Genomic DNA, 13,409 nt, shown 5'->3' on the forward strand with positions numbered 1-13,409 from the left:
CCGCCCGATGACCGACCCCGTTCCCGGAGGCGAGGCCCCCCGGACAGCGGCCGCCCCCACCGTCCTGGTGGCCAATCGCGGCGAGATCGCGGTGCGTGTCATCCGCACGCTGCGCCGGCTCGGAATGCGATCGGTGGCCGTCTACAGCGACGCCGATCCCGAGGCACCGCACGTACGCGCGGCCGACACCGCGGTCCGCATCGGCGGAGCCACCCTGTCCTACAGCTACCTCAACGGCGCAGCCATCGTCAACGCGGCCGTCGCCACGGGTGCGACCCTGGTCCACCCCGGCTACGGTTTCCTCTCCGAGAACGCCGGTTTCGCCCGGTCCTGTGCAGAGGCCGGACTCGTCTTCGTCGGCCCGCCCGCCGAGGCCATCGAGGCGATGGGCGACAAGATCAGGGCCAAGGCAACCGTCGAGCAGGCGGGTGTGCCGCTCCTTCCCGGCTTCGCCGAGAAGAACGAACAGCCCATGACCGACACCGAACTCCTGGAAGCAGCGGCGGTTGTGGGCTACCCACTGCTGATCAAGCCCTCCGCGGGTGGCGGCGGGAAGGGAATGCGGCTGGTACGCGAGGAGGGCGAACTGGCCGGGGCTGCGGCCACAGCCCGACGCGAGGCGCGTGCCGCCTTCGGCGACGCCACCCTGCTGGTGGAGCGATTCGTCGAACGCCCGCGTCACATCGAGGTGCAGGTCCTGGCCGACGCACACGGCAACGTCGTCCACCTGGGCGAGCGCGAGTGCAGCCTCCAACGCCGGCATCAAAAAATCGTGGAGGAGGCGCCCTCCCCCCTTCTCTCGCCCACCCAGCGCAGCGCCATGGGTGCGGCAGCGGTGGCCGCCGCGCGGGCATGCGGCTACGTGGGAGCGGGAACGGTGGAGTTCATCGTGCGCGGGACTGCGTCGGCTGATGAACCCCCCGGCACGCTCGACTACTCCTTCCTGGAAATGAACACCCGGCTCCAGGTGGAGCACCCGGTCACCGAGGCCGTGACCACGATCGGCGGCACACGGGGAATCGACCTCGTGGAGTTGCAACTGCGCGTCGCCCTGGGCGAGCAATTGCCGTTCGCCCAGGAGGACGTGGGTGTGATCGGACACGCTGTGGAATGCCGCGTCTACGCCGAGGACCCCGCACGCGATTTCCTGCCCACCGGAGGGCAGGTCCTGCTCCTGGCCGAGCCCACGGGCCCCGACGTGCGCGTGGACTCCGGCCTGGACGAGGGCTCCGCGATCACCTCGGCCTACGACCCGATGCTGGCCAAGGTCGTCGTCTGGGACACCGACCGCGCGGGCGCGCTGCGCAGGGCGGGCACGGCACTGTCCGGCTACACCGTTCTGGGCTGCGGGGTGAACGTGGCGTTCCTCCGGGCCCTGCTTTCCCATCCGGAGGTGGTCGCGGGCCGCCTGAGCACCGACCTGACCGAACGCCTGCGCCCGGAGTTGACGGCCGGCACCGACCGGGTCCCCGATGCCGTGCTCGCCGCCGTCGCCCTGGACCACCAGTTGGGGCTGGAACCCACCGACGCGCTCGCCGACCGCTTCGACGTCCCCGACGGCTGGCGGGTGGGCGAACACGCCTGGACCTCCTGGCGGCTGCGCGCGCCCGGCCAGGAGGCGCAGACGGTCCGGGTCCGCCGCTCAGGCGACGGATTCGAGGTCGCCGTGGGGGATGCCGTGGCGCACCCCGCCACAGCCCGGCGACGCGACAGCGGACGCACCCTGGTGGTGGCACACGCAGGGCGAATCGCACACTATGCGCGAGCCGTCGAAGCGGACACCGTGTGGCTGGGGCTGGACGGCGCGTCATGGCAGTTGCGACGCGAGACCCTGCTGGCTCCGATGCGCTCGGCAGCAGTCGGAATCGACGGAACCGTGCGCAGTCCGATGCCCGGGACCGTCCTGGCCGTCCCCGTCGCGCAGGGGGCGACCGTGCACGCAGGGGACGCCGTCGTCGTGGTGGAGGCCATGAAGATGGAGCACTCGGTGACCGCACCGATTGATGGGCTCGTCACCTCCCTGAGCGTGCACCCCGGACAGTCCGTGGCCATGGACACCGTCCTGGCCGTCATCACCGCGGGGCCTTCGGAAATCCCGGAAGGCTCCTCCCCCGTCACGACCACCAAGGAGTGAATCGCGTGTCGCATCGCCTGGACCCCGACTACGAAGACCTGCGCCGCAGCGTCGAGGAATTCGCCCGCGACACGGTGGCCCCGGTCATCGGCGACTACTACGAACGGGGCGAATTCCCCTACGACATCGTGGCCAAGATGGGGAAGATGGGTCTGTTCGGGCTTCCCTTCCCCGAAGAGTCGGGCGGAATGGGCGGCGACTACTTCGCGCTGTGTCTGGCGTTGGAGGAGCTGGCCAGGGTGGACTCCTCGGTGGCGATCACCCTTGAGGCGGGAGTGTCGCTCGGGGCGATGCCCATCCACCGGTTCGGCAGCGACGAACAGAAGAAGAACTGGCTGCCCCGCCTGTGTGCGGGGACCTCGTTGGGCGCGTTCGGGCTCACCGAACCCGGCGCGGGCTCCGACGCGGGCGGTACCCGCACCACCGCACGGTTGGAGGGCGACGAGTGGGTCATCAACGGCACCAAGTCCTTCATCACCAATTCCGGGACCGACATCACGGCACTGGTGACCGTGACCGCGGTAACGGGGCAGCGCCCCGACGGTCGCCCGGAGATCTCAGCGATCCTGGTGCCCTCGGGAACACCCGGGTTCTCCATCGGACAGAAGTACTCCAAGGTCGGATGGCGCGCCTCCGACACCAACGAACTGGTCTTCGAGGACTGCCGGGTCCCCAAGGCGAACCTGGTGGGCGAACAGGGTCGTGGCTACGCCCAGTTCCTGCGCATCTTGGACGAGGGCCGCATCGCCATCGCCGCGTTGTCGGTGGGGCTGGCCCAGGGGTGCGTGGACGAGAGCCTGCGCTACGCGAACGAGCGGGAGGCATTCGGGAGGCACATCGGCGGCTATCAGGCCATCCAGTTCAAGATCGCCGACATGGAGGCCCGCGCGTACACCGCACGTCTGGCCTATTACGACGCGGCCGCGCGGATGCTGGCGGGGGAACCGTTCAAGAGGCAGGCGGCGATCGCCAAGCTGGTGTCCTCCAACGCCGCCATGGACAACGCCCGCGACGCCACCCAGATCTTCGGCGGCTACGGGTTCATGAACGAGTACCCGGTGGGACGCTTCTACCGCGATGCCAAGATCTTGGAGATCGGCGAGGGCACCAGCGAGGTACAGCGGATGCTCATCGCGCGCGAATTGGGTCTCCCGGCCTGATTCCCTGCGCGGGCGGCTCGTTCTTCGGGCGAGCGGCCCGCCCGCGCCCGTACTCCGTCGGGGCGGGCCGCTCAATGGGCTAGCGACGGCGGCAGATCATGAGTTCGGTGGTGGGGCTTTCGCTCCTGGAGCGCGTCAGACGGCGCTCCAGGGGATAGAGCGCGGCTCCGGCGAGCCACCCGGTCGGTTCCGTGACGGTGGCCGCGCGTAGCGTTCCTCCCCACAGCTTGCGCCAGAGAGGGCCGGCGTTGACCTGGGCGTTCATCAGCACCAGCATCGGCGTTCGACGCACGACGTCGAATCCGGATCGTTCGAGCAGCGCGGTGATCCAGTCGAGCCTGCGGTTGACCTGGTTGGCACCGCGTTGGACGGAACCGTGCAGGAAGTTCTCGGACATGACGAAGTATCCCCCGGGCCGCACGATGCGGGCGATGGACTCGATGGCGGCGACGTAGCGGGCATCATCGGTGACGTGGAAGAGCACATCCATGCACGAGACGGCGTCGAAGGTCTTCTCGCCCAGTGTGTCCCCCGGCTCGGCGATGTCCAGGCGGTGGAAGCCGACACCGGGATAGCGATCGCGCAGGCGATGTACGGCGGCCTCGGTGAGGTCGGAACCGGTGACGGCGCCGGCGCCCAGTGCCTGCCACCCTCGCACGTAGAACCCCGTCCCCGAACCCACGTCGAGAATCTGCGCCGTGGGCCAGTCGAGGTCGAGTGCCGCCGCCTCGCGCAGGAACACCTCGCGGCGCACCCGGTACATCCAGGTGTTGAACGACCGGCCAAGCGCGCGGTAGCCGACGCCGGTCTGCGTCCAGTCCGCTTCCAGGCGTTGTTCCCAGAAGTCCCTGCGTTCGTCATGGAGCGTCATTGGGACATGGTCACCCGCGGGACCCGCCTTCGTCCAGTGCAACCTGCCGACAGCATCGGAACCGACAACGCCAGGGGGCACCGCGCATCAGCACGGTGCCCCCTGGCACTGGTGTGGCCCCGGTCCGGCTAACGCCAGGAAGTCTGGCTGCCGGTGGAGGTCGTCTGCCCCGCGGTGGAGGCGTCACCCACGGTGATGGCGTGCTCGACCAGACGGATCAGCGTGGACTTCGTAGAGGTCCGGTCGCGCGCGTCGCACTGCACGATCGGGATGTCCTCGCTGAGGGTCAGGGCGTCACGCACTTCGTTGGCGGCGTGCGGGTAGTAGGCGTCAAAACCATTGATCGCCACGATGAAAGGCAGCCGCGCCTCCTCGAAGTAATCGATCGCCGGGAAGCAATCGGCGAGGCGGCGGGTGTCCACGAGGACGACGGCACCGATGGCACCCTTGACCAGGTCGTCCCACATGAACCAGAAACGGTGCTGGCCCGGGGTACCGAACAGGTACAGGATGAGGTCGGAGTCAAGGGAAACGCGGCCGAAGTCCATGGCAACCGTGGTGGTCTGCTTGTCCGGCGTCTTGGCGAGGTCGTCCACGCCGACGCTGGCACTGGTCATGACGGCTTCGGTAGTCAGCGGCACGATCTCGGAGACCGATCCCACAAACGTCGTCTTTCCGACGCCGAAGCCCCCGGCGACGACGATCTTGACCGACGTCATCGCGTTCGCCACAGCACCGCCTTCGTCGGCCGCGCTAGAGCTTGCGAAGTCCACTGAGCACCCTTTCAAGCAGGTTGGCGTTGGGCCGGTTGTCGGTGTTGAGCGACGATCTGATTTGAACGAGGCCCTGCTCCGACATGTCCGCAACGAGTACCCGCGCGACTCCGAGCGGGATACGGCACAGAGCGGAGATCTCCGCTACGGACCGCCATTCCCGGCACAGATCGCTGATTGCCTGACACTCGGGAGTCAGGGTTCCGAATTCGTTGCGCGCCGTAGCGGTCGTGGAGATCAGTGCCTCAAGCGGCAACTGAGTCCGCGGCTTGGTCCGGCCCCGTGTAACAGCGTACGGGCGCACCAGCGAACTGGGAGCGCTATTAGCCGACGCGTTATTGGTAGGTGACCATTGCTGTTGGTCGGTTGATTGCTGGCCTTGGCGTGGAGCATCGGCTCCGAGCGAACCGTCCGCCAGCGCCCTGGGGGCGCCGGCGGGCTGCTGCCCGAACCACGAGGGACTCCCGGCATCTCTACCGTGAGGTGGTGCCACCACTTCCTCCTGTCGGTGGTGGATCAGTGGATACCCGAGGTACGCGCAGCCGGTGTCAGGGCACGGCCGGCACGCTCGACGAGCAGTGTCATCTCATAACCGACCAAGCCCAAATCACATTCGGCGGAGGCGAGCACCGCGAGGCACGATCCATCGCTGATGGCCATGATAAGGAGCAGCCCTCGCTCCATCTCAACCACGGTCTGGGCTACTGCTCCGCCCTCGAACACGCGAGCCGCACCCTGGGTGAGGCTGGACAGACCAGAGGCGATGGCCGCCAGCTGGTCTGCGCGGTCGGTGGGGAACCCCGCCGAAGCGGCCAGCGGCAAGCCGTCCGAGGACACCACGATCGCGTGCGCGACATCCGGCACACGATTGGCGAAATCAGTGATCAGCCAGTTGAGTTCTTTCACCGGTTGATTCATCTGCTCTCCTGTCGGTCCCAGCGTCCTTGTCGGTCGGTCATGGCGACCGCCGACGGCCAGGAGGTCGTCATTAGCGACTTTATTGCGTCTTCATGTCCAAGAAGTGCGGATGATGCTATTTCATTCCTCATCCGTGATCTACCCCTGCCCGTGAGCTGGGGCTGCGCGCCGGGCCCTCGCGGGCCCGGCCGTTAGTACCTCTGAGGCTGAGCAACTCACCTCTCCTTGGACGGCTGGTCGCCGAGGGCGTCCCGGCCCTGGCGTACGCCTTGCTGGAAGTTGGAGAACCGGCTGCGGACCTTGTCGGCGGACCGAGAAGTGATCTGCTTGAAGTTCTCCGGGGCCGGCGCGGTGCCGGGGACCAGGTTCGCCTTCGGGACACGCTTGGGCAGCCCGGAGGTGGTGAGACCGCCGGCGACCGGCTCGCTGGCCGTGCGCGCGGCCGTCTTCCAACTGGAGTCGGCGTCGGAGCGCCACTCGTCCTCCGGGCGGGGGGCGGGGGCCGGTTCCGGCGCCGGCGCCGAGCCGAAGGCCGCGAAACCGTCATCGGTGTCGTTGACGGCGCTGATGGGTCCGGTCTCCGCAACGGTGACCGCGGGGTTCACGGTGCGGCGACGGAACCAGTTGGACTCTATTGAGTCGAAAATGGGCAGCGGCTCGCCGCCGTCGATCGAGTTCTCCGGGGACGGCGGGACAACGGTCCCGTTGTTGTTGCTCCCCGATCCATAACGCTTGGAGAGGTAGGCGGTGGAGCCGTAGCCCTCCCGGATCTGGGGCTCTTCCGGGCGAATGCCGCCGTTCCCGTGGGACGACCCGGAGTAGGGCTGGGTCGCCGGCTCCTGCCAGGCCCTCGTCTCCTCGACCGGACGGGTGTCCTTGACCGGCTGGGGAGGCTCCGGGGAACGAGGCTCGACCGAGTATCCGTACACGGGCTCGGCGGACTCTGCCGGAGAATGCGGGGCTGCGTCCGGGTAGTACGGCTCGGGCTCCTTGACAGGAGCCGGCTCGGCGGGCTTGGCCCATCCGGTGTCGGCCCACAGGTCCTGACCGCTGGGCGGGTGCTCGGCGGTCTGCCCGCTGCCCTGGGTGGACCGCGGGGCGGCGGATTCGGGGCGCTTGGGCAGCGAGGCCGGCTCGTCGCGCTCCCAGACCGAACGCTCCGAGGAGCTCCGGGTCTTCCAGACGTCGTCGGCGGGGTCGGCCGGGGCCGGACTGGACGCAAAGGCCGCGGTGGCCTCGGCATAGGTGTCGGGAACCGGTCCGCGCGGCGCAGCGAGCGCGGGCGGGGTGGAGTCCACCGGCGTGATGAGGAGGTCGGCGGGGAACACCACGAGAGCGGTGATTCCGCCATTGTGCGCGGCACGCAGACGCACCTGGATACCGTGACGGGCAGCCAGGCGGCTGACCACGAACAGACCCATTCGGCGCGAGATCGCGACGTCGATGACGGGCGGCTCGGCCAGACGGGTGTTGGTGGCGTCGATCTCCTCGGGCGCCATCCCGATTCCGGAGTCGGTGACCTCGACCATGACCTCTCCGCCGTCCAGGGCCCGGGCGTTGACCGAGACCTGGGTGTCGTGGGAGGAGAACGCGGTGGCGTTCTCCACCAACTCGGCGACCAGGTGGATGACGTCGTTGACGGGGCGGCCCAACACCGAGATGTGCGAAGGCGCCCGGACGTTCACCCGCTCGTACTGCTCGACCTCGGAGATCGCACCGCGCAGGACGTCCACCAGCGGAACCGGCTGGGCCCACTTGCGGGTGTTGTCCTGGCCGGAGAGGACCAGGAGGTTCTCGTTGTTGCGGCGCATACGGGTCGCGAGGTGGTCGAGCTGGAAGAGGTCACCCAGACGGTCGGAGTCCTGCTCGCTCTGCTCAAGGCCGTCGATGAGGCGCAACTGCCGTTCCACCAGGGTCTGGCTTCGACGGGAGAGGTTGACGAACATCGAGTTGACGTTGCTTCGCAGCGCGGCTTCGTCGGAGGCCAGTCGCAGCGCCACCCGGTGGACCTCGTCGAAGGAACGGGCGACCTCGCCGATCTCGTCGCCGGAGGCGACATCGATGGGCGTGACCCGGACTTCACCGGCACCGGAGTTGGTCTCGCGCATCCGGCTGATGGCCTCGGGCAGGTCCTTGGCCGCGATGCCCATCGCACCGTCGCGCAGAGCGCGCAGCGGGCGCACCATGGAACGGGCCACCAGCATGGTGACGATGAAGACCGCGATGATGATGCCCAGAACCATCAGCGAGTCGAGGACCGTACGGCTGAGCGCAGCGCCCTTGAGAGAGCTGGCCTCCGCCTTGACGGAGTCGGCCATTTCGGTCTCGACGATCTGCATGCGCTCCAGGGTGACGTCGGCCACCTTGGCGTAGTCCTCGGGGCCGTCGCCCTGGGAGATCCCGGTGAGCTCCTCGTTCTCGCCCACACGCATCATGACGCGCAGTCGCATGGTGCCCATGCGGCTGACTTCGAGGCCGGTGAAGTTCTCGTCATAGAACGCGCGCTGTTCGGGGGTGACGGTGGCGGCGAAGTTGGAGAGCTCGTTCTCGTAGCGGGCCCGGGTGTTCTCGATCGCCTCCTGGCTGCCCCCGGACATCGATCCGCGCATCAAGGAGTGCAACATCAACGCGGACTCGTAGGAGAGGAAGTCGCGCGCCTTGCCCAGCGAGGTCATCGCGCGCACGCTCTCGCGCAGTGCGGTGTCGTCGGTCTCGTTGGCGATCGTCTCGTTGAAGGAGCTGAGCGAGCTGACGATCTGGCGGTACTTGGTCACCGCGGGGAGCATGGTGACGCGGGTGCCGGTGACCTCCGAGCGCAGCGCGTCGAGTCCGTCGAGGTTGTTCAGCATCGCCTCAAGACGGCTGCGGGCGAGCTCGCTGCCCGGATCACCCAGCTCGTTGGTGCCGTTCTTCAGGGTGTTTACTGCCTGGTTCACCACCTGCTGCTGTTCTTCCAGCGCGGCCAACCGAGTGGCGTCGCGCTGCTGAGGATTGGGATTGTCGGCAATGTAGGCCGCGGTGAGCAGGCGTTCGGTGCCCAGCTCGTTGGCCAACGTCACGACGTCCGCTCCGAGGTCGGCCATGCTCTCGATCCGCTCATGGGTGAGCGTGACGAGCACGTTCTCGGAGATGCGCAGACCGCCCAGAAGCAGGGCTGCGGCGGTGGGAATGACGATGAGCGCAACCAGCCGGGAACGGACACGCCAGTTCCGGGGGGCCCACCATCGGGCGGAACGCCTGGACGAGGCACCGCCCCCGGCCTCTTCGGCCTGGTCAAGCAGCTGATCGTCGTTGGCGTCAGCGCCATTGTTCGTCGCTCGTGTCGGCACGGACCCTCGCAACCTTTCGTGTTACCGCCTCGGGCACTGGATCAGGAACCCCATGGTGTGGCACCGGGAGTCTGGCGGTCGTACGCAGGACCCCGGATGCCTGTTTCAGGACACCGTGGACGACCGTTTGAGATGTTTTTCTAGCGGCCCGGCATTGAGAAGGGGGTGCTTGCCACGGCCAGGATTCACCTCATTGGGAGGGAGGCGTCGCGCACCATTAAACCGAAACGGTGTGCGTGAGGTCGATAGCGTACCAATCCGGCTAGACACCCCGCATACCCCGATTATCCCTAATCAACAGAGCCGTCTAGGACCGGTTTATACGTTTTGCGGCGCCTGGTCTAGTCCCATCCGGTCCTGGCGTGGGACTTCTGCACGCTGAAAGGGCTTCTTACCCTCTTCTCATCACATTGATAACTTTTTGAACACGCGTCACACAGACTGGGAACATGCTGGTCAACGTGGCATGGTGAGGCCGCATCAGCACGTTTCGGGGGGAGCGGCCGTGAGTCACCGCAATCGCGCGCACCAAACCGGTCGGACAACGGTGGCGGCGATTCTTGGGATCTGGCTGGCAGCAGTGCCCGGCCTGCCTGCATCAGCCTCGGTACCGGCGCTCAACGATGTCGAACGCAGTCGTCAGGACGAGGCGCGGCACACCGAGTCGATCGAATCACTCAAAACCGACCTCGCGTTGGTCCGCTCCCGACTGGACGACCTGCACGCGGACGCCGACGCGGCGATCCTGGCCTACGACGAACAGCAAGAACTCCTGGATGAGGCGGAAGCCGCCTACAGCGACGCCAAGGAGTCCTCCGACACGGCCTCGGCCGATCACGCGGCATCCCGGCGCGAGGTGGCGCGTTACGCGGCTGCCGCCTACCGTGGCGCCGACCTCGGCCAGATCGACGTCTGGATGGGCGCAGAGGGCCCGCAGGAGGTCGTGGACCGCGGCGGATACGTCCGCCTGCTGGCCGATCGCCGCAAGGTTGACCTCGATCGCACCAGGGCGGCCGGCCTTGTAGGAGAGACCATGCGCGATCGCGCGAGGAAAGCCGAGCAGGAGCGCGAGCAGGCCGCCGAGGACGCGGCCGAGGCGAAGGACATCGCCCTGGAGGCGGTACGCGAACAGGAATCGCAGATGGAGTCCATCCTGGCCGAACAGAGCGAGGTGGAGGCTGCGCTGGCCGCTGCGCAGGACAACACCGCCGAATTGGAAGCCGAGCGCGAGCGTGCGCTGGAACGGGCCAGGACGGCGAGCGCACCGGTGGCACTGCCCGAGGTCAACCCCCTGCGCGATCCACACCGCCAAGGGGACCTTTCCGCAGGACGACAGGGCCGATCCGCCCCGGAGCACCTCCGGGAGACGGCTCGGGCAACCGCCACCGAGAATCCTCGGGCAGGCGAAAAGGACCGGGTGGGGCAGAGCCCGGCCGCTCCGGGCGACCGCTCGGACACGGCCCCCGTGGCGGTCTGCGAGGGGGGAGCCCTCGCCCACTACGGCAACGGAGCCGTTCCGGAGTCTGCGCTGTGCCCTCTCCCCCAGACCGGGGAAATGCTGCGCGCGGATGCGGCCGTGGCCTTCATCGAACTCGACGGCGCCTACCGCGAACGTTTCGGCCAGGCCATGTGTGTGACCGACTCCTACCGTCCCGTCAGCGAACAAGCCCGCTTGTTCCGGGAGATGCCCACCGGGATGGCCGCTCGACCGGGTAACAGCACGCACGGCCTGGGCATCGCGGTGGACCTGTGCGGAGGAGTGAACGCACACCGTTCCCCCCAGCACGAATGGATGCTGGCCAACGCGCCCGACTTCGGCTGGACCAACCCCGAATGGGCCCGCGACGGCTTCGAGCCGTGGCACTGGGAGTTCGGCTGACCGCTCCCCCGGCCGTCCTGTCGTGCACAACGGCCACGAGGAAGAGCTACAGGGAGCGTCTCCGCGTTCTCAGGCGTTGGCCGACCCGATTCTGAGCTCGAATTCGCCCAACGGTCCACCGTCCACGAACAGCTCCTCGCCTCGCTCCAGGAGGCGGGTTCGCCCGGGCAGTACCGCGGCCACGTCACCGGCCGATCCTCCGGAGATCGACCACTGGTCGGCGAGACTCGCCTCGGCGACGAGGATGTCCTCCACCGTGGCGCTCACGGTGACTTCCGTACCGTCGAACTCGTCGTGGGTCGTGATTGCCGGCCCCAGCGTCAACCCCACGGTCTCTCCCTCGACGGTATGCCACAGGCACGCGAGGGTGTATCCGGCGTGCCTGCCCCTACAGCCGAAAACTGCGGCGACGCCGACGTCGGCGAACAGAACGTCGGCGCCGGCGGGAAGAGCGATCCCATCGTCGGTTCCGCGGACCAGCCCCGGGACGATCGTGAGTTCGCGGGCGTCAGCGGTGCGCAGTGCGACAGGGCGGGCAGGCTTCAACGGCGCGCACAGTCGGGTCTCGAACTCGACGATGATCTCCACCGGCACGGTCAGCGCCCGCTGGTAGGCGTCGGCAAGGGCGTCGTTGCTGTCGGCCAACAGTTCGGGGACGCTCTCGGAACCGGGATACCCGAACACGCACCCGTCGTTGACGACACCTGGCCGTTGCGCTCCTCCACTGGGCGAAAGGTAGGTGACCCAGCGCATTTTCCATCCCTCCCCACCGCCGCCGATAGAGCCGGATCGGCTCTGGCGCGGCTTCCTCGAAGGAAAGATACCTTGCGTTGACCCACGCGGGCGTCAAGCTGCCGGAGCACCGCGCACGCGGAGAATCAGGGGCGAGAAGGCGCGGCAGGGAGCGGATTGTGCTCCTTGCCGGTGCCCGCACACATCCGGCAGGGTTCATCGACCCTGGCCCAGACGATCAAGCCATCGGCGTCGCGCTGCGGCCTCTCCGGGTGCCAGCGGCCGGCGCCGGCGCAGAACCGACACGGCCAGTCTACGCGCGCACACCACTGGCATCCTTCCAGCGCGCAGTAGGTCTCCTGCCGCTCCAACCGCATCTGCTGCGACCCCTCACAGTGTCAACGCCCCCAGAGCCTTCGAGGCTGCCATGGAGACGGCTGCCCGGACCAGGCAATGCACACAAGCGTTGCACAGCGTGCGGAGCGTCGTCCACCGGGTCCGTCAAGGCCACCGCGGGGCTAGGCCGATTCCCGGACCACCAGATGGGTGTCCAGGACGACCCTGGCCGGGGTGTCCCGGTGTCCGGTGATGCGGTTGACGAGTACCCGCGCCATCTCGCGGCCCATGAGCTCGGTGGACTGGTTGACCGTGGTCATCGGGGGTTCGGCGTGCATCGAGACGTCGGAGTCGTCATAGCCGATCACGGCGACGTCGTCGGGGACCTCTCGGCCGGCCAGGCGCAATCCGCGCAGTGCGGCCAACCCCATGAGGTCCGAGGCGGCGAAGATCGCGTCGAGGTCGGGAGCCGCGTCCAGGAGCGCCTGGATCCCGGCCGCGCCACTGTCGTAGCTGAAATCCCCGTAGTAGACGAGCTCTTCGTCCTCGGGGATCCCTGCTTCGGCGAGGGCCTCCCGGTAGCCTTGAAGGCGTTCGACGCCGGCGACCATGTCCTGCGGGCCGGTGATGGTGGCGATGCGACGGCGTCCGATCTGGACCAGGCGCTGGGTGGCGGTGCGACCACCACCGAAGTTGTCGATGTCCACGTAGGACATCTGGTCCTCCGCGACCCCCAGGGGCCGTCCGCCGTAGACGAAGGGCACTCCCGCAGCGGCGAGGACCCCCGGAAGCGGGTCGTTGCGGTGCAGGGAAAGCAGGAGGACACCGTCCACGTGCTGCCCGGTCAGGTAGTCGCCGAGCCTCTCGTGCTCCGGGCCCGAGCGGCCCATCGCGAGCAGGAGTTGGAAGCCGCGCTCGGACAGCGCTCCTCCCACCCCGCGCACGATGCCCGCGTAGAAGGGCTCGGAGAAAAGGCGTTCATTGGTTTCCGAGACCACCAATGCCACCGTGTCGGTGCGCCGGGTCACAAGGGTGCGGGCCGCCCGGTTGGGCACGTAACCCAACTCGCGCACGGCCAACTGGACCGCTTCCCGGGTGGCCGGGCTCACTTGCTCCGACCCGTTGATCACCCGCGACACGGTCCCCCGGCCGACACCGGCCCGTGCCGCCACCATCTCCAATGTCGGACGCTGCCGACGCTCCATCGAACTCCCCCAACCATGGCCGCGCCGCCCCGGCGCCTCCCCACAATCTTGGGGCACGCTGGGGCGACGCCC

The 13,409-nt window shown here is 68.1% G+C and carries 10 protein-coding genes; 3 read left to right on the top strand and 7 right to left on the bottom strand.

Annotation, left to right across the window (positions count from 1 at the left end; translation table 11 throughout):
* Window positions 1-7: 7 nt before the first annotated feature.
* Window positions 8-2,134: an acetyl/propionyl/methylcrotonyl-CoA carboxylase subunit alpha gene (locus AC0VYP_RS17225; protein ID WP_475470697.1), complete on the top strand. Its 2,127-nt coding sequence runs from the start codon at window positions 8-10 to the stop codon at window positions 2,132-2,134.
* Window positions 2,135-2,139: 5 nt separating this feature from the next.
* Window positions 2,140-3,294, top strand: coding sequence for an acyl-CoA dehydrogenase family protein (locus AC0VYP_RS17230; RefSeq protein WP_432707407.1), 1,155 nt, complete (start codon window positions 2,140-2,142; stop codon window positions 3,292-3,294).
* Between the two features lie 79 nt (window positions 3,295-3,373).
* On the opposite strand, the gene AC0VYP_RS17235 is transcribed toward AC0VYP_RS17230, so the two are convergent.
* The 5 genes from AC0VYP_RS17235 to AC0VYP_RS17255 all read right to left on the bottom strand — a co-directional run bounded on the left by AC0VYP_RS17235 (window position 3,374) and on the right by AC0VYP_RS17255 (window position 9,185).
* On the bottom strand, window positions 3,374-4,165 hold the full coding sequence (locus AC0VYP_RS17235; RefSeq protein ID WP_475470699.1) for a class I SAM-dependent methyltransferase: 792 nt from the start codon (window positions 4,163-4,165) through the stop codon (window positions 3,374-3,376).
* Window positions 4,166-4,293: 128 nt separating this feature from the next.
* Window positions 4,294-4,884 (bottom strand): GTP-binding protein, encoded by a 591-nt coding sequence (locus tag AC0VYP_RS17240; RefSeq protein WP_285757866.1) that lies wholly within the window; start codon window positions 4,882-4,884, stop codon window positions 4,294-4,296.
* A gap of 34 nt (window positions 4,885-4,918) precedes the next feature.
* Window positions 4,919-5,434: a DUF742 domain-containing protein gene (locus AC0VYP_RS17245; protein WP_285757049.1), complete on the bottom strand. Its 516-nt coding sequence runs from the start codon at window positions 5,432-5,434 to the stop codon at window positions 4,919-4,921.
* Window positions 5,435-5,454: 20 nt separating this feature from the next.
* Window positions 5,455-5,856 (bottom strand): roadblock/LC7 domain-containing protein, encoded by a 402-nt coding sequence (locus AC0VYP_RS17250; RefSeq protein ID WP_285757050.1) that lies wholly within the window; start codon window positions 5,854-5,856, stop codon window positions 5,455-5,457.
* 215 nt (window positions 5,857-6,071) lie between these two features.
* Complete coding sequence (locus AC0VYP_RS17255) at window positions 6,072-9,185, bottom strand: sensor histidine kinase (RefSeq protein ID WP_475470701.1); 3,114 nt, start codon at window positions 9,183-9,185, stop codon at window positions 6,072-6,074.
* A gap of 505 nt (window positions 9,186-9,690) precedes the next feature.
* On the opposite strand from AC0VYP_RS17255, the gene AC0VYP_RS17260 reads away from it, so the two are divergent.
* Window positions 9,691-11,064: a D-alanyl-D-alanine carboxypeptidase family protein gene (locus AC0VYP_RS17260; protein ID WP_475470702.1), complete on the top strand. Its 1,374-nt coding sequence runs from the start codon at window positions 9,691-9,693 to the stop codon at window positions 11,062-11,064.
* A gap of 69 nt (window positions 11,065-11,133) precedes the next feature.
* Here the strand turns inward: AC0VYP_RS17260 and AC0VYP_RS17265 are convergent, their stop codons facing one another.
* Window positions 11,134-11,817: a hypothetical protein gene (locus AC0VYP_RS17265; protein WP_475470704.1), complete on the bottom strand. Its 684-nt coding sequence runs from the start codon at window positions 11,815-11,817 to the stop codon at window positions 11,134-11,136.
* A 497-nt stretch (window positions 11,818-12,314) separates the two neighbouring features.
* A complete protein-coding gene (locus tag AC0VYP_RS17270) occupies window positions 12,315-13,337 on the bottom strand; it encodes a LacI family DNA-binding transcriptional regulator (protein WP_475470705.1) in 1,023 nt (340 codons plus the stop codon).
* Window positions 13,338-13,409: the final 72 nt, after the last annotated feature.

Source organism: Nocardiopsis sp. iso_186 (assembly GCF_056173365.1).

What these genes read in the sequence shown, in the direction of transcription:
- AC0VYP_RS17225 (WP_475470697.1), top strand. Translation starts at nt 8, where the DNA reads ATGACCGACCCCGTTCCCGGAGGCGAGGCCCCCCGGACAGCGGCCGCC.
- AC0VYP_RS17235 (WP_475470699.1), bottom strand. Translation starts at nt 4,165, where the DNA reads ATGACGCTCCATGACGAACGCAGGGACTTCTGGGAACAACGCCTGGAA.
- AC0VYP_RS17270 (WP_475470705.1), bottom strand. Translation starts at nt 13,337, where the DNA reads ATGGAGCGTCGGCAGCGTCCGACATTGGAGATGGTGGCGGCACGGGCC.
- AC0VYP_RS17250 (WP_285757050.1), bottom strand. Translation starts at nt 5,856, where the DNA reads ATGAATCAACCGGTGAAAGAACTCAACTGGCTGATCACTGATTTCGCC.
- AC0VYP_RS17265 (WP_475470704.1), bottom strand. Translation starts at nt 11,817, where the DNA reads ATGCGCTGGGTCACCTACCTTTCGCCCAGTGGAGGAGCGCAACGGCCA.
- AC0VYP_RS17240 (WP_285757866.1), bottom strand. Translation starts at nt 4,884, where the DNA reads ATGACGTCGGTCAAGATCGTCGTCGCCGGGGGCTTCGGCGTCGGAAAG.